Source organism: Paracoccus sp. P2, assembly GCF_046335115.1.
GTDB lineage: Bacteria > Pseudomonadota > Alphaproteobacteria > Rhodobacterales > Rhodobacteraceae > Paracoccus > Paracoccus pantotrophus.
This window is the reverse complement of the sequence record NZ_JBGOSN010000011.1, coordinates 97,680-120,608: the sequence shown is the minus strand read 5'-3', so window position 1 is coordinate 120,608 and position 22,929 is coordinate 97,680. Positions and strand designations below refer to the sequence as shown.

The window sequence follows — 22,929 nt, the reverse complement described above, 5'->3', positions numbered from 1 at the left end:
ACCGTTACACGGCTCTCGGCACGCCCACGACAATGGCCGCAGGATAAGTCTGTCCAAGGAAAGGGGAACTATACCCAAAGCACCTTTTGCGCAACAAAGCCCTGTCGCTCGATCCAGTTCCCCGCCATGCCGAATGCCTCGAAGGCGCTCGTGCCCGGCCACCCGAAGACGTCGGCGGTCCGTGTTCATATGGCGATTTCCTGGAAGCGATCCGGGATCCGGTTCATGAGGTGCAAGAATCGAACCTCCGCTGGGCGGGTGGGCATTTCGACCCGGAATGGTTCGATCTCGACCTGATCAACAAGGACCTACAGAATACGTTCCGTGCGAATGTGCGCCGGCGGCTGCACCAGCCGAAGCCCAAGACATAGCACGATGTGATTAACGGCGCGGCGGTTGCATTGGGCGGAAAGCTGCCTGTGAGGTTGCGGCATCGCATCCGCGGCGATCAGCGGTAGCGGCCACTCACACGTCGTTCAGAGAGCGACGTAACTGCGCAGGTAGTGTCCTTTGCAAAGTTTCCGGATCTGGAGGCAGGATGAAAGCCTCTGCTGCATGCGCACTGATCAATACCGCCGTTCGCCGTAAGTGCAGACACAAAACTTCGCCGAAGGAGAGCGATGGAGATGAAGCTGGCGTTGCCTTTAGAAAGTGCCGCGGATCGCAATTAGCTCATATCTCCCGATCATACTGGCCGAGGTCTCGACCGGGGTAAGCCCAATATGGACGCTTTTTGACGAACCCTTGTCAGACAAGTTCATATTAGATGCCGATTTCAGTACGGATCCCATCTCGCCATCTGTTTAGATGCTATTCAATTGGGGGCGGAAACAGTCCATACCTCCCTGAATTAGGGTTCTTAGTGAATATTGTTACTGGCACCTCTTTCGCTACAAAATCCGGTGGATGCTCGTTTTCGATTACGATGACCTGGTTCTCTTTTGATATGCCCATCAAGTAGCGATAGAAATTCTCTTTAAGATCGGTGCCCCTCAAGTCGTCGTCTGAGCCTTCTGGCTTCCAATAAGCCAGAAGTGGGGAATCGAGAACTATAAATCCTGGATGGGGGAGGCCGCGTTCGCGGCAAAACTCCATGAGGCCAATTGTAAACGCAGCATGCGTTATCGCTCTAAGGCCCTTACCTGCGCTACCCCGATCCTTGCCGGAAATCACAATGTCTTTTTTGGTTTCGTCAAAGTAGACTCGAGATACATTCGGGAAGTCCCATTCCTCAAGAATGGATTGGATAGTCTGCGCAAACTCGTCCAGAACAAACTTAGAAATCTGGGTTTTTGTATTGCCCGTGTCGCCATCATCGATTCCGCTCTCATCTTCAAGATCGCCGCGGCGCTGCATCAGCTTTTTCAGGCTTTCGATCTTGTCGAGCGACACCCGCACCTCCGATAACTCAGTCATCAGCGCGTTGTATGAGCTGCGTTCTTCGGAAACAGCAGGCGCCGCCACTTCCCCGAGCTCGGCGTCATAGCCATCATAGCTGGCCTGCAACGGGGCGAGCCCACCTTCAAGCTCGTCAAATTCCAAGCGCAGCGATGAGAGAGTTTCGGCCAGTTCGCGCCGCAGCTGGATGATCTTGTTTATCTCCGCGCGTGCAGCCTGGACAACGGCCTCGGTGTTACCGTCACAATCACCATCCACATGCTGATCACCTGGCAATGCACCGCAAAGCGGGCATGGCTTCTTCTCCAGATGTACAAACAAGGAACCCGATTCATGGACGGCATTGAGGCGTTGGAGATCGGTATCATAGTGCTCGTCGAGAAGGCTGAACCTGCCGACAAGCTCGTTGATCTCGATCATTCTCGCCTTGGAATCCCGAATTGCCTTCGCCGCCTCAGCACGGCTGCTAATAAGGGAGTTCAGCTCTTTCTGCACCGATTGAAGCGATGCGGTTCTGTTCTGAATGGATGCTTTGAGCTTGTCTTCCTGCTCCAGAAGTTCCTCTTCCTCGATACCAGCCTCGTCGAGTTCGGATTGGAGCTCGGCGACCATTTGGTCAAGAAGTTCGAGTTTGCCGCTATCACGGTCGCGCCGCACTGGTGAATCATTGGAAGATACGAGCGCCGAGTCATCCACGCCGGTCAGCATGAGCTTGAAGGCGGCATATTCAGCCGTCGCCGCGACCCACTGGCCGGACAGGACGGGCGAGCTTCGCCTTTGGATTTCTTCTTCGGTGACGACGCACAGGCGCGCAAGATCACGAAAGCTCAGGCTTCTGGTCTTGCCTGCCGCATTCCTGCGAAGGGTGCGGCCCGCGAACCCCACACGTTCCAGTAGCTCGTAGGAGAGCGTATCGGTACGCGATGCGGCGTGCTTGTAGCGCAATGTGCGCGCTTGGCTCGTCGGTTCGCCCTCGAAAAGCTCTTCGGAATAGGCAAGGTAGTTTCCGCCCTCCACGCTCCGGTCAAGCGTGAGCGGCTCATGTGTATCGCTATCCACCAGAAGCCTGATACGGTCGTATCCAGCGCGCTCTGGTATGTCCCGCACGGGATCTTCCTGACCGAGCATGAAATCTATGCTTTCGGAAATAAACGATTTTCCGGTGTCTGAGGCGCCGCAAACAATGTTTAGGCCAGGCTCGAACTTGACGGAGGCAGGTTCGCGGCGGGGGCCGAAGAAGGCAAGATATCTGATCAGCAGATCACTCATCTAGAAGAGTTCCTCCTGCTTGGCGATTTCGACGGGCTGAAACTCGGTCGTCCAGGCCGAGAACAACGAGTCAATGACCTGGTTCAGCTCGGGCTGGCTCAGCGAGTCAAATGTCCCGGTGACCCATTCTGCCCGCGCGCGCAAAGAGACCGTGTAAGGCGCAGCTAGGTTGTCCAAGAATGCGCCCGCGGCTTCCTCGGCGCGGTAGAGTACCCCGTCCTCACACAATATCCGGCTTGCAAGGGAACGGCTGATCAGCAGCCGAAGACCAGCCTCGATGAGCTTGCGCCGCACCAGCAGCTCGCTGGTGCGGAGCGGCAAGGGCGGGTGCAAGCTGGGCGGGCCGCTGGCATCTGCCGAATGCACGACGAGATAGTCATATTGCACGAGCCTGCTTAGATCGTGGGCCGTAGGATAGGATGCGACCAGCACGGTCAGCGTACGAACGCCTGTCTCCAGGGCGCTATTGAACGGCGAGTGTTGGTGTGGGCCGCTCATGATTTTTTGACCCAGTTCAGTCGGTCATCGTTGGCAAGCTGATGGCAGATTCCCTGCCTGTCGGCCACCCTGGATACGGCAAAGAGCGCATTGCCGCCTGCGGCCACCTGTCCAGCGGCGCTCACGGCAGCGCGCAAGCGCGCCAGAGCATCCGCGTGATCACTTTCGCAGATATCGATGATGCCGTTATAGATGTCCTCCTGCAAAGAGGCGAATGTTTCCGGCAATGTCCGGTCGCGCGCGAAATTACGCAGCGACTCGGCGTGATAGAAGAATATTCGCTGTCTTTTGTAGTGCCCGCCCAGCGTTTCATTCAGCTCTGAGTGGTTGCTCACCGGCGCTCCCAGATGGTCGCCATAGGCATCCATGAGCTTTTTCAGGTAAACGCTCTCATGCTCTGCCGGTTCATCCGGCGGCGGAGATGCCGGAGAGACGGGCGGCAGGCCGCCACCAAAGCGTGGCCGGTGAAACGGCGTCTGTTCGTGGATTGCGATCAAATCGACCGCCGCTACATCATCGAATACCGAAAAATCAAATGCATCGAAATAAGCCAGCAAATCTCCTTCGAGCGGAGCGGTCAGCCCTTTAGCGATTTTGGGAACGCAATGCGTTTCCCAGGCTTTTCGCACTTCGTCCCTGAAGCGTCGCGGGTCTTTCAGCCAGCGCCCGACTGTGATTCCAACGCCGTGTGGGCATACAAATACATGGCGACGGGGGATGCGCGCACTCTGATTAAAGGGCGGCGTCTTCTGAAAGGAATGATAAATAATCTTTCCTACTTCTGGATAAATGTCGGTTGGCTGAAGTGCGTGACCGTATTGCTTGCACTGGAAGCTATCCCAAGCCTCATCAAAACCCTTTGCCGATGTGAAGGCAACAAGATCGAGGCCGAGGTCTCCGGCTCCGGAATATTTATTTATATCGTGATATGTGCCATTGTCTTTATAGAACCACAGCCATTCGTGGGTAAATTGCTCCCAGTCTGCCGCCGACAGAATAGGAAGCAAGCTCTGCGGCGGTATCGGCACTCCCGATGACACCTGAGCTGCACTCGCAATAGATTTTGCCGCTTCAGGAGTGACGCTCGAAAACAAGTTAGCTATTTCCTCTCAATTTTCAATATTAAGCGTCTCGCCCAGCCTGGTTGCGCTAGCCTCGGGCACAATGAGCACTCGCATACTACCTGTATCAGGTCATTCGTCACACAATCTACGCATGTTGGCAATGGGCGGGGAGAGACTGTACAGCTATGTCCGCTTCCGGGAAGGCGCGCCTGAAATTTTGCGCCTGCAACAGCGGGCATTCTGCGCCAGATATGAATGTCTTGAAAGGTCTGCGCACGCCTCACGCTGCGCCACGCTCAAGTGACCGCTTTGGCGACATGCCCCGGAAGGGCCGATCGGCGGCTCAGGGCCGTCCTTTCATCCCTCCGCCAGCACGGCTTTTGCATACCGCCCCGGCGGTTGGCCAGTGTGGCGGCTGAAAGCGGTGCTGAAGGTGCTCGCCGAGCCATAGCCGACGCGTGCTGCGACCTCATCGAGCGCAAGGCTGCCCTGGCGCAACAGATCACGCGCCACGGCCATGCGCCAGGTGGTCAGGTATTCCATCGGCCGGCGGCCGACCAGGCGGGTGAACCGCTCGAAGAAGGCCGAGCGCGACATGCCGGCCGTTGCGGCCAGGTCGGGAACCGTCCACGTGCGGGTGATGTCGCCATGCAGGCTGCGCAGGGCGCTGGCGATGCGCGGATCGGAAAGGCCGCGCAGCAGGCCGGGTGCCGCGGCGCCTTCCGGCGCGGCGCGCAGCGCCTCGATCAGCAGGATCTCGACCAGACGCGCCAGGATTAGGTCGCGGCCCGCATCGTCGCGCGCAGCCTCCTCGCCCAGCATATGAACCAACTGCGTCAGGCGGGGCACGCCGCGCAGATGGATCATCCGGGGTAGCAGGGTCACCAGCAGCGCCGCGTCCGGCGCCGCAAAGGTGAACCAGCCGCCGAACTGCCGCATTTCGGGCGGGCCGTCCTGCCGGCCGTGGCGAACCTCGTGCTTCGCCGGGTCGGTCCGGGCGTCGATCCGGCGCAGCGGGCCGGGGTTCAGGCTGGACATGCCGAAACGCGGCGTGGCGGGCAGCAGCACAAAATCGCCGGCCTCGACGGTGACCGGCTTTTCGCCCTCGACGGACAACCGGCAACGGCCCATCGTCATCGCCGCAAAGGCCGGGCGGCCGAATTCGGTATATTCAACCGCCCAGTGGCCTGCGGCGGTGATCCCCTTCGAGAACACCGTCTGCGGGCGCAAAAGTTCGATGACCTGAGCAAGTGGATCCGACATTCAGGACTTCCGCAAATTCAATCAGGACTTATAATTGGTGATACTCCTGACCATGCACGCTACATTCCTGCTGTCAACTCAGGAGATCATCATGAACACCGTCCTCATCACCGGCACCTCGTCGGGCTATGGGCTGGAAACCGCCCGCTATTTCCACGCGCAGGGCTGGCAGGCCATCGCCACCATGCGCACCCCGCGCGACGGGCTGTTGCCCGAAGGCCTGCGCATCCTGCCGCTGGACGTCACCGACCCGGCCAGCATCGCCGCCACCATCGAAGCCGCCGGCCCCATTGACGTGCTGGTGAACAACGCCGGCATCGGCCTTGTCGGCGCCTTCGAGGCCGCGCCGATGGATTACGTCCGCAAGCTGTTCGACACCAACACCTTCGGCACCATGGCCATGGTGCAGGCGGTGATCCCGCAGATGCGGGCGCGGCGGTCGGGCGTGATCGTCAACGTGACCTCCAGCGTGACGCTGGCGCCGATGCCGCTGGCCGCCGCCTATACGGCCAGCAAGCAGGCGATCGAGGGCTTCACCGGATCGCTGGCGCATGAACTGGCGGCTTTCGGCATGCGGGCAAAGCTGGTCGAACCGGGCTATGCCCCGACCACGCGGTTTTCGCAGAACATCGACTTTGCCATCGAGGACATGATCCCCGAAGCCTATGCCGATTTCGCCGCGCCGATCTTTGCGGCCTTTGCCAATCCGCCGATGACCACCAAGGAAACCGACGTGGCCGAGGCGGTGTTCCGGGCCGCAACCGATGACACCGACCGGCTGCGCTATCCGGCCGGAGCGGATGCGGTGGCGTTGGAGGCCTGATGCATTGTCGGCGGGGAGGGACCGTCAGGTTCAGTCCGGAAGGGTGACCACCATGGCACCGCGATCCGTCGCGACGACCGTATGTTCGTATTGCACCACCGGCGCGCGCGGTTCGCTGTGAAGCGTCCAGCCGTCATCCGCCTCCGTCGCCCAGAGACCGCCCTTGGACAGGAACGGCTCGACCGTCAGGACAAGCCCTCTGTGGATACGGCGTTTTTCACCGCGCGCGGGCCAGGTCGGGATTTCTGCGGGCTCCTCGTGCAGCGCCCGGCCGATGCCATGGCTGGCAAGGTTGCGGATCAGCGTATAGCCGCGCCGCTCTGCAAACTTGCCGATGGCGCGGCCAATGCCCGCAAGCGGGCGGCCGCTGCCGACCTGGGCGATGCCGATCTGCATCGCCTGCCTGCCATCGCGGCACAGCCGATCCAGCGAGGGGCGCACGGGCGCGACCCGATATGTGGCGCCGGTATCGGCGAAATAGCCGTTCTTCGAGGCCGAGACGTCGATATTCACCAGATCGCCCGCGACGATCACCCTGTCACCGGGGATGCCATGGGCGATTTCCTCGTTCACGCTGATGCAGGTCGCGCCGGGAAAATCATAGGTGGATTGCGGCGCCGAAAGGGCGCCCTCGCGCTCCAGCAGCGCGCGGCCGATTTCGTCCAGTTCGCGCGTGGTCATGCCGGGTTCCATCGCCTTCGCCATGGCCTGCATGGTGTTGGCGACGATCCGGCCGATCTCCTTCAACCCGTCGAGTTCGTCCTGATTGGTGATCGTCATCGCCTGTGCCCGCTTTGATCTGATGCTGTAACCGACATCATAGCGGTGATGCGTGGCGATGTCCCGCATCACTGTCTTGACCGCCGCTCCGAATCGTAACATATATAGTTACATGAAACGTGACAGTCGCCTTTCCTCGGTCCTTCATGCCCTGCTGCACATGGCGGAACAGGACGGACCTGTGACCTCCGAGGCGCTTGGCCGGTGCCTCGGCACTAATCCGGTCGTGGTGCGCCGCACCATGGGCCTCTTGCGCGAGGCCGGGCTTGTCACGGCCGAGCGAGGGCACGCCGGGGGCTGGCGCATCTCGGCCGACCTGGCGGCGGTCAGCCTGCGCCGGCTGCACGAGGCCTTGGGGGAACCGGCGATCTTCGCGATCGGCAACCGCAACGAGACGCCGGAATGCCTGGTCGAGCAATCGGTCAATGCCGCGCTGGAGGGTGCCTTTGCCGAGGCCGAGGCGCTGCTGCTGGAACGTTTCGCCGAGGTGACGCTGGCCGATCTGGCCGAGGATTTTGCCCGCCGCCATGCGCAGAGGCGGGCGGCGAAGGAGTAGGACATGCAGGACGTGATCGTGATCGGGGGCAGCTATGCCGGGATGGCCGCCGCCCTGCAGCTGGCGCGTGCGCGCCGCAAGGTGCTGGTGATTGATGCCGGGCAGCGGCGCAACCGTTTCGCCAGCCATTCACACGGCTTCCTTGGCCAGGACGGGGTGGACCCGGCGGCGATCTGGGCCGGGGCGCGCCGGCAGATTCTGGCCTATCCGACGGTGACCTGGATCGAGGGTGAGGGCGTCGCGATTTCGGGGCGCAAGGATAACTTCCGGCTGGCCACGGCGGATGGCACGGCCCATGCCGGCCGCCGTATCCTGCTGGCCACCGGAGTGCGAGACCTGCTTCCTGACATTCCGGGCCTGCCGGAGCGATGGGGCAAGACGGTGTTCCACTGCCCCTATTGCCACGGTTACGAGCTGGATCAGGGTCGGATCGGGGTCATCGCTACCGGGCCGATGTCGCTTCATCAGGCGCAGCTGCTGCCGGAATGGGGCGAGGTCGCCTTCCTGACCAACGGCGCGGTGACGCTGGACGCCGATCAGCGCGCCGACTTGCGCAGCCGCGGCGTTGCCGTCGAGGAAACTCCCATCGCCCGGATCGTCGATACGGCGGATGTGGAACTGCGCGACGGCCGGGTGCTGCCCTTCGCCGGCCTGTTCACCGCGACCCGGACCGAGCCGGCCGGCCCGCTGGCCGAGGCCACCGGCTGCGAGATGATCGAGACGCTGACGGGCCGCCAGATCGTGACGGATGAGGCGAAGGAAACCAGCCTTCCCGGCATCTTCGCCTGCGGCGATGTCGCGCGGGCGCCGCATTCGGTGTCGTTGGCGGTGGGGGACGGGGCATGGGCCGGGGCGCAACTGCACCGCTCGCTGGTCTGGCCGGAATGAGCGGCGCGGCCCATCCGGGCGACGGTGCCAGCTATGCCGGCCGCGTCGCCCGCCATGTGCCGGGCCTCAAGGACCTGCACCGCATGGCCGGGCTGCTGCTGGCCGAGCGCGTGCCCGAGACGGGCCGCGTCCTGGTCCTCGGCGCCGGCGGCGGGCTGGAGCTGCGCGGCTTCGCCGCGGCCCATCCCGGCTGGCGCTTCGACGGCGTCGATCCTTCGCCTCAGATGACCGCCCAGGCGCTGGACATCCTGGGCCCGGAGGGCGGCCGCGTCACCTTCCATCAGGGCTATATCGATGATGCCCCCGAAGGCCCCTTCGACGGCGCGACCTGCCTGCTGACCCTGCATTTCCTGCCGCGCGAGGAACGCCTGCGCACCCTGCGCCAGCTGCATCGCCGCCTGCGCCCTGGCGCGCCCTTCGCCATGGCCCATCACAGCTTTCCGCAGGCGGACGGCCAGCAGGATCTGTGGCTGCGGCGCAATGCGGCCTGGCTGGTCTCGGGCGGCGTTCCCGAGGCGCAGGCCATGGCCGGCATGGCCACGATGAAGGAACGCCTGCCGGTGCTGGCGCCCGAGGAGGATGCCGCGCTTCTGGCAGCGGCGGGCTTCCGCGAGGTCCAGCTGTTCTATGCCGCTCTCACCTTCAAGGGCTGGATCGCCCGGGCGTGACAGTGCCAGATCATGCTGAGGCAATTTCATCACCGTCCTCGGTGACCGGTTGCGCCAGTGCCTGCGCCACAGCGTCGGAGACGGCGTCCGCCGCCGAGCGGACCGGATCGGTCTTGAGATGCGCATAACGCGCCGTGGTCTGAACCTGCGTATGGCCGAGGAGCCGTCCGATCATCGTCAGGTCCTGCCCGAGCTGCAGCGCATCCGAGGCGAAGGAATGGCGCAGATCATGGATACGAAGATCGTCCAGCCCGGCGCGCTTACGCAACCGCCGCCACGGCTTCTGCATGTCGGTCAGGTGCTGGCCCTCTTTGCGGCCGGTGATAACATAGGGGTTCCCGTCAATCTTCGGGATGGCTTTCAGCACCTCGATCGCTGCCTTGCCGATCGGGACCAGCTTGGCGCCGGTCTTGGAATCCGGCAGGCGGAGAAGGCTGTTGCGGTAATCGACATAGCGCCATTTCAGGGTCTGGATTTCTCTGAGGCGGCATCCGGTCAGCAGCAGGAGGCGGATGCAGAAGGCGGCCTCGGGTTCGTCTTTCGCCTCATTCAGCACCTTGCCGAGGCGTGCCAACTCGTCCGGGGTGAGATAGCGCTCGCGCTTTTCCTCTCGGTATCGCTTCACCTTCCAGCAGGGGTTCACTCCGTCGGTGCGCACGCCCCAGGTATGGGCCACGGTGAACATCACCGAGAGGACGCCGAGGGTCCGGTTCGCCTGATAGGGGATATGCTTCATGGACTGGTGCAGCCCGACGACGTCGGCACGAGTAATATCGATGATGCGGTGGCTGCCGAACTTTGGATTGATGAACAGGTTGATGGACCGTTCGTACTCGCCGTAGGTCGATGCCTTGCAATGCAGCCCGACGTGATCCGAGAGGAAGCGCTTGCCGAACTCCTTCATGGTCGGGGAGGCCTTCCTGCGGTCGCGCTCACCGGCAGGATCGGCCCCGAGACGAACATCCGAGAGATACTTCATCGCCTCGGTGCGGGCCATCTCCGGTGTCATCGCACCATGCAGCCCGATGTTGACACGGCGCGACCGGCCGCCGGCGCGGTACTGGGCCAGATACATCTTTCGCCCCGATGGATAAACGCGCAGCCCGAAGCCCTTCAGCTCTTCGTCCCAGAGGAAGAACTCCTGCCCGGTTGGCACCGCCGCGTCGACGGAACGTTTCGTGATCTTTGTCATTTTCACCCCTCCAGTTCCGGAATCTCCGGAAGCAAATCGGAAGCAACAGGAAGCAAATCACTGTGCTGCTGTGGCGAAGAGAAGGGTAGGGGTGCTTGCGCTATAAATCAATATTAACAGATGGTTATGCGAGTATTGGCGCTTTCTTCGCGCTCTGGCGAAAGGTGGCGAAAACGCCCAGACCAAAACTCATAACCTGAAGGTCGTAGGTTCAAATCCTACCCCCGCAACCAACGATACTTGCGAAACCTCCGCAGGCCCCGCCGCGGAGGTTTTTGCATTTCCGGACCCATTCCGCAGAGATCGTCTGTTGCGCCCTCCCGCAACCAACGATCCCTGCGATAGCAGGTTGTCCAGAGCCTCGGCCTCCGAAAGGAAGTCGGGGTTTTTCTTGCCGGCGGTAAACCGCAGGATCGCGCCGAGGTCACCGCGCAGGACGATGGCCAGTTCGCCGTTGTCGGGCACGAGCGTGACCTGATCGACCAGCGTCCGGAAGGTCTCGGCGGCGCGGGCGCGGCCGTCCTCGTCTTGCAGGTGTTCGTAAAGCCGGCCGATCCGCTGCGCATAGAGTGCCGCCATGTTGGGATGCAGCAGGGGCGGCGGCTCGTCCGCGTTGGTCAGTTTCTCCGTCAGTTCAGCCTTGCGGGTCTCCAGCTTCTCGATCTTCTCCTTCAGCTTCAGCGGCGGAACGCCTTGCAGGATTGCGTCGATGGCTTTGTCGAGTTCGCGGTCCGTGCGCTCCAGTTCCCGCTTCCAACCCTCCAGATCGGCGCCGCGTTCGATGCGCAGCCGGTTCACCTCTTTGGTGAACTCGGTGCAAAACTCCTTGAACAGCGCGGGATCCATCAGGTGCTTACGCAGCCCGCTAAGGATCGAGGCTTCCAGCGCATCTCGGCGGATGTTGAGGCGATTGTCGCAGGTGCCCTTGTTACGGGCGGTCGAGCAGCCAAGCAGGTCCTTCGAGATCATCGAATAGCCGCCCCCGCAGCAGCCGCATTTGATCAGGCCCGCGAAGAGATGCTTCGGGCGCCGCCGGTCGTTCATGAAGTTGGTGGTCGTCTCTGCTTTGGGCTCATAGGCAAGCCGGTTCTGGCGTTCCTTCACGGCCGCCCAGACATCATCGGGAATGATCCGCAGTTCGGGAACTTCCTGCGTCACCCATTCGCTTTCCGGGTTGAGCCGGGAGACGCGCCGGCCGGTGTCGGGATCCTTGATGTAGCGCAGTCGGTTCCAGACCAGCTTGCCGATATAGAGCTCGTTGTTCAGGATGCCGGTCCCGCGCTTGGGATTGCCGTGGATGGTCGATGGCCCCCATTCTCGGCCCATGGGGCCAGGAATATGCTCGCGATTCAGCGCCATGGCGATCGTGCGAGAGGACTGGCCATCAAGGTAGTCAGCGTAGATGCGGCGCACGATCCCGGCTTCAGCCTCGTTGATTGTCCGGTCGCCCCGTACGGCTTCACCGCGATCATCGAACTTCTTCACCACGTCGTAGCCGTAGCAGAGGCCGCCACCCGACTTGCCGTCCTCGACCCGGCCGCGCAGACCGCGACGGGTCTTGTCGGCCAGGTCTTTCAGGAAGAGGGCGTTCATCGTGCCCTTGAGACCGACATGCAGATGGGTGATCTCTCCCTCGGACAGGGTGAACATCTTCACATCGGCATAGGTCATACGCTTGAAGATGCCGGCAATGTCTTCCTGATCCCGTGACAGGCGATCCATCGCTTCGGCCATGATCATATCGAAGCGACCGCGTCCTGAATCCGAAATCAGCGCCTGGATGCCGGAGCGCAGGATCATGCTGGAGCCGGAGATGGCATGGTCGGTATATTCCTCGACGACCGTCCAGCCTTCCTTCTCGGCGCGCAGGCGGCACATGCGCAACTGATCCGTGATCGAGGCGTCGCGTTGATTGTCGGACGAATAGCGGGCGTAGAGCGCGACTTTCATGCGCGGGCCTCCTCACTCGGGGAGGCGGTTACGCGGCAGCCGAGCCGTCTCCTGTTGGACGAAATCGCGCGCCGCTTGCCGGGCGAGTTGGCGGACAAGATCGACGAGGCGGGGGTCCGGTTCCTGGGCCTCGGCGACGCGCACCACGGCCTCATCGCTGGTCTGGGTGACCAGTCGAAGCTTCGTGGCTGTGGTTTGCCGTTGCCGAGCCATCCTCGTCGCGCTTTCTGAATTGTCTGCGTGTAGATTACGCAGCAATCCCCAACGGTTACAGAGAAGCACCCGGCGGCGTTCGGGCAGGAATGGAGGGCAGGATCGGGCATTGGCGTGGTCCTGAGCAGCATGGCGTCGCGCAAATACTGGCGCGATGCTATGCGAATATGCGGCTTGCCAGGGGATTTGAACATCTGCTCGCACAGCGAGACGTTCCAGCCATGTCCTTAAGACAGTCTAGCGCCAACTGAGCGCAGGTGGCAATACGAACATATGGAAGTCGCCCTCTCCGCGCGCGCGAAGGTCATCGATCATTCCCACGAAATTGCTCTGTCCGGTTGTACAGGAAAGCAAAGGATACGCGGAACCCCACTGTCATCATCCTCCCGCAATGAACCAGGCGATCAGACCGCACCAGTACCATGGCTGGTCAGATGGCGAAGATTGCGAAGAAGCTGGCCCTGCACAGTACTGATAGGTTCTGACCAGATCTGTGATAGCGCTTTCACCGCTCGATCTGCATCCCACGGCCATGCCGCTCGCCCGTCAACCTGTACGAAAGGACCGTCCGTCTCGGTAAGAACTCGATCCCGGGGCATCTTCGCCGCCAGCGCGCGTCCCTTGTCACCGGCCAACATTGCAGGGCCAATGCTGAACCAGCACCCCTGATCGACCGCCCGCGCAAGCTCTCTATGCGTTCCCGAAAACCAGTGCAGAATCGCCACTCCTGCGTCGGGCTCTGTTGCAAGGGCATCAAGAACCTGTGTGGCCGCGCGACGGCTATGAATAGTCATGACGCGTCCCCCGGCGCGAGCACAGAGGCTGAGCACGCGGGAGAAAACGTGCTCCTGATCCGGCAAGTATCGTCGGAATTCCGGACCACCATCGAGGCCAATTTCGCCAACATACCGAACCTGTGGTAACAGGCGCTCAAACAGTGGCAGCTCGCCTTTACGTTCATGCGCGATTTGCGGATGCAGTCCGAGCGCTGTTCTAATACGCGGTGCATCCCTTGTCAGCGCCGCCGTTCCAGACCACGCTGACGGTGTTGTCGTGACAGAGAGAACATAGAGATCGCGAATGACGCACTCGCGCGCTACTGTGTGTGGATCAGGATAAAGGTCTAGGTGCGCGTGGAAATCGATCATTTGACGCCGTAAGCCTGATGAAGCGCGCGAAGCTCTTCAAGACCGCGCTCAAGCATACCGACAAGATATGGTCGATCAGCGATGAACGGGGAGGCCAACGCATGTCCGAGCCACGTCTCAATGCCATCGGCCTTGACGGCTGCCAGCGCGATCGCGACTGAGCGCACGTCGTCGAACCCTGAGTGATCCGCATCATCCTTTCCGATCGGCTCGTAGACGTAATCTGTCGTATCTTGGCTGGCGTCCCACGCGAGGAACGCAGCCCGGCGGACTTGGCACGGAACGCACCGACCGCATTGGCGATAATTGAACCGTTGGAATCGACCACAGCTCGTCGAACGTGCAGCCTCGGCGCCAAGCAAATTCTGGTCAGCGCACTCTTGGAGCATTTCGCCCTTGGTCTTCGTGGCATAAGGGTTGGTGATCTTGACACGGAGACCTGCCGCATCCAGCACCTTTTGCAGTCGAGTCAGGAACTCAGGATGCGCCGTGCGAGTGCTGAGGCTTCCGAGCCGCCCGCCGGTCAGTGGCGGGTTAATGGCGATGAAGCCATTTTCGCACACGAAGAGCGGCACCTGAGCCGCCTCCTGATAGGCTTTGAGGGCTGTGGCAGCGATCACGCCAAAGGTGATGAAAACAAGCGACCTTGCCCGTTGAGAGGCTTCTTGCACACCCGGTGTATGTGCATTGTGGTTTAGTTGCAGGTGTCCGAGACCACCCCCGATCTTTGTGGCAAAGTCGACCTGCTTGTCCGCGTCGCCTCGAACTGTCTGGCTGATTGCGAATGGCTTGTGGCCTGTCGCGGTTAGGTCAATTGCTCCGATCAAACTGTCTAGCCCGCCGGACAAAAGTACCACACAGCTCTCAGGCGGCCGGACTGGTTCACGAGGCGGCGTGGGCAGCATCCCACCCTCGTGAAATCGCAAGGTCCAGCGGTCGGTCGTGAGGAATGCGAGCGCTTCGGCCAAAGCCCGGGCCTGCCCGTTCCAGAACGACGCGTCCGCCACGGCAATGTCGAGCTCGATCTCTCGTGTCCACCCGTCGGGGCTCTTGTCGCGCAAGACCGCGAAATCCGCGGTTACGACACTCAGCGCGATCGACAACAAGTCCCAGGCTCGCGGGGCCGGGTCAAGGCGCCGGCGTTGGATCTCGGATCTCGCCGCATCGCCAGCGCTTCCTTGTCCTTCGGCCCGCGGCTGGCCGTAAAGGACCACGCGCATGACACCATCACCGCCGGGCAGATCGGTGCCGTCAGGGCCGCAGGCCAGCCTCATTCCGCGTATCCTTCAAACACCTCGAACGTCTCCCTCAGAGCATCCCTAACAACCTGACTGATGCGACCACTGGTGAGGTTGCGCCCGGCATCGCGCAGCTTGCGGAATGCCGCTGCCACGCTCTGCTTCACATAGTCCCGCACTTCCTTGAGCCGAGACAGAGCGGTCACTGCACTCGGCGCCTTCTCAACGATGGTCTTGCCGAGATCGAGTTCAAAGCGACGGAAGACGTCGATTGCTGTGAAACGCTCGATAGCGAAGGCGCGCTGCTCTGGGTCGAGATTTAGCAGATCCGCATCTGGGAACCGGGTAAGAAGCTCGGTCAATGCATCTCGAATTGCCGCGCGCTCTGCTTCTGCGTCTTGCGTCCCGTCGACCGGCCGAACAGCCTCCACAACGGCGTTCATGACTTCTTGCACATTGCGGCCGGCGAGGAGCGCGGGATCAAGCGAGCTGCCTGGCTCGGCCGGCTGTCCCGCTGCAACCCGCGCCAGCGCTCCGCCAAGCGTACCGGCGGTGGCCGCCGTACCTCCGAAGCGCCGAGTCGCTGTCGCCGATCCGCCATAGCCGGTCCGGACATAGTGACCCATGCTGCGCCGCATGTCCCCACCATCGCCTGACTTTGCGAACTCGCCTAGCGCACGACGCGCGCCGAGGAAGCGGGCTGGTGGGGCAAGTGGTGAGGGCGCCGGCGGCGGCACCTGGGGGGCCGCAACACCGTCATCGACTGGAGCGTCCCCGCCCTCCGCCCCATTGCTAGGCGCCTCGCCCGTGGGCGGGTCCGGGGTCCAGGGTGGCACCATCGAGACTCCGCTGCCCGGGCCTCCACTAGATTGTGACGTTCCCATTTTCCTTCTGCCTCTTGATCGCCGCCTTAACCGGCCTGGACGCCTGCCCCCGATCCCAGATGTCGAAGACCCCCTTCGACCATGGCTGGTCCCCGATCTTCGGTACGATATTCGCTTGAATCTGCGCGGGGGGACGCTCGCCCAAGAAGGCGGCAAGCCTCGCACCCTGCGGCGGGTCGGCGTCGGCCATGACGAGGCAGGCTTCCAGAACGGCAGGGACGCCCCACTCCTGCTCCTGCCGCGCACGATCCAGAAGCCGGTCCATGATCACGGTGGTTTCGGTCCGAGGCACCTGCAAAAGTCGGCCTTTCAGGCTCGACGCCATTTCCGGATGTTGCAAGAGCGCCGTCAAAAGCTCGGCCGCCTCCGAGGAAAGCCGGTCCTCTGGCGTGATCAGCGGCGCATGTTCACGGCTCACATACAGGGCTCCGCGCAGGTCCGTGTCTGCGAGTGTCGGTGGCAGCGTAAGCCACTCAGCGAAAAAGGGCTCGTCGAAAGGTGCTGGCAGAGCCTGTTCCTGCCCCGCGATTGCCTTCTCTTCCCATTCGGCGAGGAAGACAGGCTTGCCGGTGTCGCTGGCGCTCACCTGTGTCATCAGTTCGGCGAATGCCTTCGCATTGCCGAGCCGCTCGAACAGCAGCAGCTTGGCCAAGACCGCCTCATCGACGCCTACGCCCTGTGCGTTGGAGATTGTCATGCGGATGGCGAGCGCATTGAGGAAACGTTTGATAAGGCGTGGATTGCCCAGAATGCCTGACGCCGTCGTCATGAGCGGGGCCAAGCGGTCCGCGGTATCGAAGCGGCCGATCAGCTCTGCCGGTAAGGGATCGTGCAAGGATTGCACAAACGCGCGGTCGACGCGCTTGCCTGCCCATGTTTGCCGCAATTGGGCGACGACCCCGCTGCGGATCTTTTCTTTTACATCCTCCGCAAGGTCGCTGTTCTCCACGAACAAGAGCATCATGTAGGCGCGCACCTCCTGAGTACCCAGGGGAGGCACACGGATTGGCACCTGAATCAGCTTATCGAAGTAATTGGTGACGAGGAGATCATCGGGGGCGCCCTCAAAGTGCCGCCTAACGGCGTGCTTGATCATGTCATTGTCGGCGGCGATCACGAAGGCTGTGTTCTTCAGGAATAGGAACAGCCGGATCGCCTCGAGCGTCGAGATCGTTGTCTCGGGCAGACAGCGATCGAGATCATCGATAAGTACCACCAACGTGACGCCAAGTTCCTCAAGCGTCTCCTCGAAGTTGTCGCGGAGCGCCTGAATCTCCTTGGGCGGCGATGTTTCCTCCTTCGGGTTGAGTAATCCACTCGCCGTAGCGGCGACCTCACCCGCCTTGCCCTTCGCCTCTTCGATCAGCGTGCCATCGACCCCGCCCGACAAGAAGCGCTGGCCCAACCCCCACACCTCGCCGATCAATCCGGTGGGCGGCAGGCCGAGCGACATGGCCACCGTCGATCCCGCAACGAGCTTGGCCGCACGTAGCCAGTTCACGCGCTTGACCAGGACCTTCGCCTTGTCGATCGCCTTCTCGCGTGCCTCGGCTTCCTTCTCCAGCTTCGTCGCGATCACATCCATGAGCGCGGCGCGCGCATCGTCGTAGCCTTGATAAAGCCAGGCATTAAACTCGACGAACACAAATTCCCGCTCGCCTTCCTTGCGGGGCCGCGCAGCCAGCGACGCCTGGGTGAGCTTGATCAGCGAGGATTTGCCGATGCCCCAAGCGCCGGAGACACCAATAGAGATCGGTCGTCCTCGCGCCTGAACGATGATCTCCGCCACTGTGTCTGCGACGCCTGAGAAATTCAGGAAGTCCCGTTCCGTCTCATTGTCGGGCCACATTGGTTCGAATCGATCCTCTGCTCGCGCCGAATCGCGCAACTAATTTATGTGTTTACCTGAAATTTAGACAGGATTCGGCGCCAAGGCGAGTGTTGCTGACCCTGCCTCCAAGTCTATCACGCGCCATCTACACTCGCTCAGAGAACCGTTCATAGGCCGTAATCCTGGAAGGTTTCAGGTCAACGTCGCGCTGATATATTTCCCTCTTCAGAAAATCCAGTTCTGGCTCTCTCTGTTCATCAGCAACATCAATATACCAAGCACGGGGACGATCGTTCTCTTCTCCGTTCCAACGATACCCCCGAGACTTGAGCTGATCCTTGAACTCGAATGGTGAACCTTCGGCCCAGATCCGCCACGTCGGCATACGAGCACGCTCCAGTAAATGCCCCAGCGCATTGACGCCTGAGGTCGGAAGCGTGTGCGAAAGAACCTCAAGCGCGGCCAAACAGTCATTCGCCGCGCGATGCCGATCATAGAAGAACCCACATCCCACCGCGAGATATGCCAGCTTAGTTCCCTCGAAACCCTCAGCGGCCCAGTCGATCTCTGACATTGAGCAGGCCCAGGGCTTGAACGAAAACGACGGGCAGAAGCGCTCAAGAAACTTGCGATCAAAAGCAGCGTTATGAGCAATGACGACGGCAGCGGAAAGCGCGAATTGCGTAACCTCCTCCGGATCGATCCTTTTGCCGGCCACCATCGCATCGGTTATGCCTGTCAACCCGGTTGTCGAGTAAGGAATAGGTGCCGATGGCTCTCGGAGCCGATCGAACGGCTCTCCGACATTGACGATGATGCCGTCGAGCGAATACCGGAATGGTACCATGGCAAGCTCGATGATCTCGTCCTTCGACGGATCGAGACCTGTCGTTTCCACGTCCACGAACAGCCCGAGGCGGGTATCCTGTTCCGGTATCCCCGTCGCCGGCTCCCTCGGCTGCAAGCGGCGAAGAACCCGATAGTCCTGACTTGCCTCCAGCAGAGCTGCTGCCGCCTCCAGCGCTGCTGCATCCGGCTCATCCGTCATGCTGTGGCCGCATCGGGGGGGGCGGCTGGGGCGGACGGCGCAATCTTGACCAGAGCTGCCCGCCCCTCCTCGTGGAACCAGAGTTCGCCGATCTTCGCGTCATCGCTTTTCGGGAGCGGTTTTGCCTCCCGCACCTTGAAGGTGGTTGGGAGGTTCACCGATGTTCCGAAGACGAGCGCGTGCTGCTTCGGCAATGACGGCAAACGCTTCAGAACCGCTTCGGAAATGAATGGTGTCATCTGCCGGATCTGCGAAAGGTCATCCGGGTTCTGTATGCGATGGATAACGAAATTCGAGCATTGCGAGAGCACGGTTTTGGAAAGTTCGCTTGGTCTCTGCGAGGCGACCAACAGGAAAAGCCCGTATTTTCGTCCCTCCTTGGCGATGCGTTCATAGATCTTGCTGGCATCGATTGCATATCGGGAGGTTGCTTCAGAAATATAGCGGTGCGCCTCTTCGAGAAGTAGATGGACCGGAAATCGGTTCCGCGGATCGGCTTGCCGCAGCAGCCTGAATGCCATCCTTGCGAGCACCGATGCTACCAGCTCGACGACCTCGTCCTCGACCGCATTCATGTCGACGATGATAATCTGATCCCGTTTGAACCAGTTCGCTCCGTTACGCTCCAGACCCAGGAGTTTTTCCAAGAACCTATCGCGGGACAGTTCGACCTGTCCGCCTGCAGCATTGTGGCGAAGAAATTCGTACTCGGGACGCTCCTCCAAGGATTTGAAGCGCGTCAGCATCTGCGAGCAATAGTCTCGAATCTGCCTGTTCCCGTGTGCCTCCTCGTAAAGTATCGCCAGATCCAACGCCTCGCCCAACGCAGCAAAATCAAACGGCAGGTTGGAGTAAGCCGGGAGCTTCAGCCCATCAATGATGAAACCGCCGCCGCTTGCATCACCGAGCAGGTATTTCGTCAGGCCATCCGGATCGGCCATCTGACCGAAACTGATCTTTATATATGGCTTGATCTTCGCCGTGCCGATCTCGGCCGTGTTGAATCGCTGTAGTAGACCGATCATTCGATCATGCTTCGAAGGGCTGCCGGTATCATCGCGGAGAATTTGGCTCAGGCAGGTAGCAAGGATGTGGTTCTTTATGCCCTTTAGCTCAGCGCTAGCTCCCTCAGAAAAGAGCGTTGCCAAGCCGAGCGCCATCCGCAGGATCGGAAGCTGAGTTCGTTCGCTGGCCTGAAGCAGCAGCTCCCATTCGGATTGCTCCAGGAACCAATGCGGAAGGCGGAATTTTCCGTTGGCTGCCGTCCCATCCAGCACGACATGGGCAACGCCAATGCCATTCTCCTGGGCGAGCGGCATCAGCGCATTGGCGTATTCGCCGTTCACGTCGAACACCACGAAAGTCGCCCCTCGGGCGTGGAACTCGTCCGCCTTGTCGAACAATGACTGGAGCACCGAGGCCACAGTGCAGGACTTGCCGCTCCCGGTGTTCCCAAGCACAGCAGTATGACCGCCGAAAAAGTCGTCGATCCGGACTTTGACGTCATAGCCGTCGAACACCACCGAGCGGCCGATCGACAGGGCGCGAAACCGTGTCGCATCTTCCGGCACCGGCGGGGCGCCATTGGGACCCAGAGCAGGTTCGCTCGGTTTGTCGGTCTCGAAAACGCGATCAAGTTCCGCATCGAGAGCGTAGAGAGCGTCCGCATAGAGCGAAGGAAAGACGGAAACGCCGAAGCGAAACTTCGCGTTGCTGTCCTGTGGAAGCATCCCGACCGGCACGACGTCGAGATATTTCGCGGACGCCGCCTTGTCCAATTCCCCCTCGCCGCGCCCGGCGCTGGCGATGTCCCGCTCCCGAAGGCCGACAACCTCGACCACGACATATTCCGTCTGAACCGGAATCATCAGGAACGAGCCGAGGCGGGCGACATAGTGAACGTCATCGAAACCGACGATGGTGAAATTGTCCGTGCCGGCGTGCATCTCGACAACGAAGCGGTCGGCCGCGACGGAGACCACCTTACCAATGGCGCGTTTACGGTCATCGCGGCTCATGTGCTGTCTCCATCGGCAGATGTGGCCTCAGCCTTCTTCGGAGACATCGCCTCCAGGACTTTTCGGATCGCATCGTCGATGCGCTCGCTCGGCCGCTGGGGCATAAACTCGTCGATGATCGTATCGAAGTAGTGCGCCTTGCGGTCGGCTTCCGGGCCGCTGCCACCGATGATCCAGATGCGGGGATCATTCAGGGCGCGGAGCTTGGCCACCTCTCCCTCAAGCGTCGGATCGACGAAGATTACCAGGCGGAACGTCGGGATGGTGAGCGCCTGGTAGATGATGTTGTTGATGTGCTCGTCGCCGAAGGCGTATCCCATGGTGAAGAGAACGCTTTGTTCCCTGACGATCCGCGACTGGAATTCGCGAAACAGGTCGGCATAGGGCGATCCGAGGCTGGAGTTTTGCTTCGCGGGGGTGGGATAGATCATGATCTTCCCCGGTTCCTGCCCCTTGGAGACAGCAGTCTCGCGGATCGGGAACAGGCCGTGGTCGTCTTCGGTCCAGCTAATCGACCCATGGATCTTACAGAGATAGACGAAGCCATCCACAGCCGACCATTTCCGGTTGGTCAGATCGAGTTGCTCGGCGAGTGCGTAACGGAACGTCGCCGGATTGAAGCGGCGCTCAACCACACCGGAGAATCCGTTGGCATAAGGCAGGCCGAGCCGATCCATCGCCGTCTCGTTGAAAAGGTCGTAGTTGGTGGTGAAAATCCACGGACGCGGCAAAGAACGGTCACGCAGGACCAGTTTTCTGTAGAAGGTCTCGTACAGTGCTCCGACGGTGCTGTCGCCATTGGCGAACGCGCCGTTCGTGCATTTGTCCCACAGGAAAGCCTGGACCTTCTCGATGATCGAATTGACAACCTTCAGATTATCTTTCGCCTGCGCAAGCGTGCTTCGAGAGAGCGAGAACCGGAGGCTGAACAGCAGTTCCATCAACCGTTCGAGGTTGCGGGCATATTCCTTGTCGCCAATATCGATCCCGAACTCGTCGGTGAGAACTTTCCTCTCTGCGGCAGTGGGGAACCCAGGCTCGTCAGTCGCCCGCGCCTTCGTGAATTCCTTGGCAAGCGGTGCCATGGTCGGGATGCCAACCTCCCGCCACTCGTCACCGAGCAGGTCGTCAGTTTCCTTGATGTAATACGACGAGCATCCTGCCCCGAGCAGGAACGCCACATTCTTTGCGTTCAGCGATTCCGACAGCGCTTTCCTGACGACATCGGCGCCGGCGGGCCATTCAAGCTCACCGGTATCACCCTCAACCCCGCGCAGAAACTTGAATGTCAGGTTCTGAGACTCTTCTCCGTCGGAATTCGCCACGAACACCCCCTCATTTGAACAATGCCTCAATATCCGCCATAGGCCGGAACAACTTCATCGGCTGTTCCGGAAACGGCAAAAAACTCTCGCGCTCATAGAAGCGCTTCGCGCCTTCGTCCTTGGCATCCACGATCACCGCAAAGGATGCGATCTCGCTGCGCACGGCCCGGTAGAGCGCATCTGCAAGAAGAAATCGGCCGTAACCTTTTCCCTGGTAGCGCTGATCGACAGCAAGGCGCCCCAGTAAGGTCGCCGGGATCAGTGGGTAGCGCGGCAGCTTACGGACAGTCGCCGCCGGCAGTTCCGGGAGCCGGACCGCCGTCGATGAGAGCGTATAATATCCAGCGATGCTCTCATCCTGCAGCACGAGAACAAAAGCTGCCGCCATCTTCTTTCTGGCGTCCTGCCCGGCCTGCGTCTGAAAATATCGGTCGAGCGGCTCAACACCGCTTTCGAAGCCAGATCGGTCATGTTGCGCGCCGAGAATCTCGACTCGCAGAATGTCCTCCATCCCTGCCACTCGTCAGGCGCCCGTTCTCTCACGATAGCGGCGAACGGTGTCGCGTAGCCGCTCGTTGACCGGCCGAGGTTCGACCAGAGCCTCAACGAACGCCTGGCTGTCCCGCACCGAAAGCTCCAGATATTGGTGCTCCTCGATGGCGCGCCGCGCCGCCTCCTGGAGGCTCGTCAGAACAAAATCCGTCAAGGAGCGGCCCTGCAAGGCAGCGGCATGTTCGATCAGACGCTTCTGGTCAACGGTCACACGCGTCTCAAGGCGTTCGCCCCGGACACGGCCAGTCGCCGACCTCTTTGCTGCTTCAGCCATTTCTCAATCTCCTATCTACGGAGCATATGTACGGCCAATGGCCGGAAAA

22 protein-coding genes are annotated in these 22,929 nt (G+C 61.0%); 6 read left to right on the top strand and 16 right to left on the bottom strand.

Annotation, left to right across the window (positions count from 1 at the left end; genetic code table 11):
- Nucleotides 1-86: 86 nt before the first annotated feature.
- Nucleotides 87-371: an IS1096 element passenger TnpR family protein gene (locus ACDP63_RS09615; protein WP_409928003.1), complete on the top strand. Its 285-nt coding sequence runs from the start codon at nt 87-89 to the stop codon at nt 369-371.
- A gap of 439 nt (nt 372-810) precedes the next feature.
- Here ACDP63_RS09615 and ACDP63_RS09610 read toward each other — a convergent pair whose 3' ends face one another.
- From ACDP63_RS09610 to ACDP63_RS09595, 4 genes are all read right to left on the bottom strand, one after another.
- Nucleotides 811-2,667, bottom strand: coding sequence for a hypothetical protein (locus ACDP63_RS09610; RefSeq protein ID WP_409928002.1), 1,857 nt, complete (start codon nt 2,665-2,667; stop codon nt 811-813).
- A complete protein-coding gene (locus ACDP63_RS09605) occupies nt 2,668-3,165 on the bottom strand; it encodes an ABC-three component system middle component 2 (RefSeq protein WP_409928001.1) in 498 nt (165 codons plus the stop codon).
- Nucleotides 3,162-4,259 (bottom strand): ABC-three component system protein, encoded by a 1,098-nt coding sequence (locus ACDP63_RS09600; RefSeq protein ID WP_409928000.1) that lies wholly within the window; start codon nt 4,257-4,259, stop codon nt 3,162-3,164. The genes ACDP63_RS09605 and ACDP63_RS09600 overlap by 4 nt, the downstream gene beginning before the upstream one ends.
- 327 nt (nt 4,260-4,586) lie before the next feature.
- On the bottom strand, nt 4,587-5,492 hold the full coding sequence (locus tag ACDP63_RS09595; protein WP_409927999.1) for an AraC family transcriptional regulator: 906 nt from the start codon (nt 5,490-5,492) through the stop codon (nt 4,587-4,589).
- Nucleotides 5,493-5,583: 91 nt separating this feature from the next.
- Here ACDP63_RS09595 and ACDP63_RS09590 point away from each other — a divergent pair, with 91 nt between their 5' ends.
- Complete coding sequence (locus tag ACDP63_RS09590; RefSeq protein ID WP_409927998.1) at nt 5,584-6,315, top strand: SDR family oxidoreductase; 732 nt, start codon at nt 5,584-5,586, stop codon at nt 6,313-6,315.
- A gap of 30 nt (nt 6,316-6,345) precedes the next feature.
- On the opposite strand, the gene map is transcribed toward ACDP63_RS09590, so the two are convergent.
- Nucleotides 6,346-7,095 carry a type I methionyl aminopeptidase gene (map, locus tag ACDP63_RS09585; RefSeq protein ID WP_409927997.1) on the bottom strand — a complete coding sequence of 250 codons (750 nt, stop codon included), beginning with the start codon at nt 7,093-7,095 and terminating at the stop codon, nt 6,346-6,348.
- Between the two features lie 112 nt (nt 7,096-7,207).
- Between map and ACDP63_RS09580 the strand changes: the two genes are divergently transcribed.
- The 3 genes from ACDP63_RS09580 to ACDP63_RS09570 are packed head-to-tail and all read left to right on the top strand — an operon-like array spanning nt 7,208 to nt 9,207.
- On the top strand, nt 7,208-7,651 hold the full coding sequence (locus ACDP63_RS09580; protein WP_028710141.1) for an Rrf2 family transcriptional regulator: 444 nt from the start codon (nt 7,208-7,210) through the stop codon (nt 7,649-7,651).
- 3 nt (nt 7,652-7,654) lie between these two features.
- Nucleotides 7,655-8,539: an NAD(P)/FAD-dependent oxidoreductase gene (locus ACDP63_RS09575; RefSeq protein WP_409927996.1), complete on the top strand. Its 885-nt coding sequence runs from the start codon at nt 7,655-7,657 to the stop codon at nt 8,537-8,539.
- Entirely contained in the window at nt 8,536-9,207 is a 672-nt protein-coding gene (locus tag ACDP63_RS09570) for a class I SAM-dependent methyltransferase (RefSeq protein WP_409927995.1), read from the top strand. Before ACDP63_RS09575 ends, ACDP63_RS09570 begins: the two co-directional genes overlap by 4 nt.
- A 10-nt stretch (nt 9,208-9,217) precedes the next feature.
- Here ACDP63_RS09570 and ACDP63_RS09565 read toward each other — a convergent pair whose 3' ends face one another.
- Both ACDP63_RS09565 and ACDP63_RS09560 read right to left on the bottom strand, forming a co-directional pair.
- Nucleotides 9,218-10,399, bottom strand: a complete 1,182-nt coding sequence (locus ACDP63_RS09565; RefSeq protein ID WP_409927994.1) for a tyrosine-type recombinase/integrase — start codon at nt 10,397-10,399, stop codon at nt 9,218-9,220.
- A gap of 189 nt (nt 10,400-10,588) precedes the next feature.
- A complete protein-coding gene (locus ACDP63_RS09560) occupies nt 10,589-12,349 on the bottom strand; it encodes a recombinase family protein (RefSeq protein WP_409927993.1) in 1,761 nt (586 codons plus the stop codon).
- Between the two features lie 54 nt (nt 12,350-12,403).
- Between ACDP63_RS09560 and ACDP63_RS09555 the strand changes: the two genes are divergently transcribed.
- On the top strand, nt 12,404-12,580 hold the full coding sequence (locus ACDP63_RS09555) for a hypothetical protein (protein ID WP_409927992.1): 177 nt from the start codon (nt 12,404-12,406) through the stop codon (nt 12,578-12,580).
- A gap of 386 nt (nt 12,581-12,966) precedes the next feature.
- Here the strand turns inward: ACDP63_RS09555 and qatD are convergent, their stop codons facing one another.
- The 9 genes from qatD to ACDP63_RS09510 form a co-directional block, all read right to left on the bottom strand.
- Entirely contained in the window at nt 12,967-13,710 is a 744-nt protein-coding gene (gene qatD, locus ACDP63_RS09550) for a Qat anti-phage system TatD family nuclease QatD (protein ID WP_409927991.1), read from the bottom strand.
- Nucleotides 13,707-14,984 carry a Qat anti-phage system QueC-like protein QatC gene (qatC, locus tag ACDP63_RS09545; protein ID WP_409927990.1) on the bottom strand — a complete coding sequence of 426 codons (1,278 nt, stop codon included), beginning with the start codon at nt 14,982-14,984 and terminating at the stop codon, nt 13,707-13,709. The genes qatD and qatC overlap by 4 nt, the downstream gene beginning before the upstream one ends.
- On the bottom strand, nt 14,981-15,586 hold the full coding sequence (qatB, locus tag ACDP63_RS09540; protein WP_409927989.1) for a Qat anti-phage system associated protein QatB: 606 nt from the start codon (nt 15,584-15,586) through the stop codon (nt 14,981-14,983). The genes qatC and qatB overlap by 4 nt, the downstream gene beginning before the upstream one ends.
- 226 nt (nt 15,587-15,812) lie before the next feature.
- Entirely contained in the window at nt 15,813-17,681 is a 1,869-nt protein-coding gene (locus ACDP63_RS09535; RefSeq protein ID WP_409927988.1) for a P-loop NTPase fold protein, read from the bottom strand.
- A 127-nt stretch (nt 17,682-17,808) separates the two neighbouring features.
- Nucleotides 17,809-18,711: a 3'-5' exonuclease gene (locus tag ACDP63_RS09530; protein WP_409927987.1), complete on the bottom strand. Its 903-nt coding sequence runs from the start codon at nt 18,709-18,711 to the stop codon at nt 17,809-17,811.
- A complete protein-coding gene (locus ACDP63_RS09525; protein WP_409927986.1) occupies nt 18,708-20,729 on the bottom strand; it encodes an ATP-binding protein in 2,022 nt (673 codons plus the stop codon). The genes ACDP63_RS09530 and ACDP63_RS09525 overlap by 4 nt, the downstream gene beginning before the upstream one ends.
- The gene (locus tag ACDP63_RS09520; RefSeq protein ID WP_409927985.1) at nt 20,726-22,054 is read right to left on the bottom strand and encodes an SIR2 family protein; all 1,329 of its coding nucleotides are present in this window, start codon (nt 22,052-22,054) and stop codon (nt 20,726-20,728) included. Before ACDP63_RS09520 ends, ACDP63_RS09525 begins: the two co-directional genes overlap by 4 nt.
- 10 nt (nt 22,055-22,064) lie before the next feature.
- On the bottom strand, nt 22,065-22,565 hold the full coding sequence (locus tag ACDP63_RS09515; RefSeq protein WP_409927984.1) for a GNAT family N-acetyltransferase: 501 nt from the start codon (nt 22,563-22,565) through the stop codon (nt 22,065-22,067).
- Nucleotides 22,566-22,577: 12 nt separating this feature from the next.
- Entirely contained in the window at nt 22,578-22,880 is a 303-nt protein-coding gene (locus ACDP63_RS09510; protein WP_409927983.1) for a DUF1778 domain-containing protein, read from the bottom strand.
- Nucleotides 22,881-22,929 lie beyond the last annotated feature (49 nt).

Coding starts and splice junctions, on each gene's coding strand:
- ACDP63_RS09610 (WP_409928002.1), bottom strand. CDS start 2,667: ATGAGTGATCTGCTGATCAGATATCTTGCCTTCTTCGGCCCCCGCCGC.
- ACDP63_RS09605 (WP_409928001.1), bottom strand. CDS start 3,165: ATGAGCGGCCCACACCAACACTCGCCGTTCAATAGCGCCCTGGAGACA.
- ACDP63_RS09595 (WP_409927999.1), bottom strand. CDS start 5,492: ATGTCGGATCCACTTGCTCAGGTCATCGAACTTTTGCGCCCGCAGACG.
- ACDP63_RS09590 (WP_409927998.1), top strand. CDS start 5,584: ATGAACACCGTCCTCATCACCGGCACCTCGTCGGGCTATGGGCTGGAA.
- map (WP_409927997.1), bottom strand. CDS start 7,095: ATGACGATCACCAATCAGGACGAACTCGACGGGTTGAAGGAGATCGGC.
- ACDP63_RS09580 (WP_028710141.1), top strand. CDS start 7,208: ATGAAACGTGACAGTCGCCTTTCCTCGGTCCTTCATGCCCTGCTGCAC.
- ACDP63_RS09575 (WP_409927996.1), top strand. CDS start 7,655: ATGCAGGACGTGATCGTGATCGGGGGCAGCTATGCCGGGATGGCCGCC.
- ACDP63_RS09570 (WP_409927995.1), top strand. CDS start 8,536: ATGAGCGGCGCGGCCCATCCGGGCGACGGTGCCAGCTATGCCGGCCGC.
- ACDP63_RS09565 (WP_409927994.1), bottom strand. CDS start 10,399: ATGACAAAGATCACGAAACGTTCCGTCGACGCGGCGGTGCCAACCGGG.
- ACDP63_RS09560 (WP_409927993.1), bottom strand. CDS start 12,349: ATGAAAGTCGCGCTCTACGCCCGCTATTCGTCCGACAATCAACGCGAC.
- qatD (WP_409927991.1), bottom strand. CDS start 13,710: ATGATCGATTTCCACGCGCACCTAGACCTTTATCCTGATCCACACACA.
- qatC (WP_409927990.1), bottom strand. CDS start 14,984: ATGAGGCTGGCCTGCGGCCCTGACGGCACCGATCTGCCCGGCGGTGAT.
- qatB (WP_409927989.1), bottom strand. CDS start 15,586: ATGCGGCGCAGCATGGGTCACTATGTCCGGACCGGCTATGGCGGATCG.
- ACDP63_RS09535 (WP_409927988.1), bottom strand. CDS start 17,681: ATGTGGCCCGACAATGAGACGGAACGGGACTTCCTGAATTTCTCAGGC.
- ACDP63_RS09530 (WP_409927987.1), bottom strand. CDS start 18,711: ATGACGGATGAGCCGGATGCAGCAGCGCTGGAGGCGGCAGCAGCTCTG.
- ACDP63_RS09525 (WP_409927986.1), bottom strand. CDS start 20,729: ATGAGCCGCGATGACCGTAAACGCGCCATTGGTAAGGTGGTCTCCGTC.
- ACDP63_RS09515 (WP_409927984.1), bottom strand. CDS start 22,565: ATGGAGGACATTCTGCGAGTCGAGATTCTCGGCGCGCAACATGACCGA.
- ACDP63_RS09510 (WP_409927983.1), bottom strand. CDS start 22,880: ATGGCTGAAGCAGCAAAGAGGTCGGCGACTGGCCGTGTCCGGGGCGAA.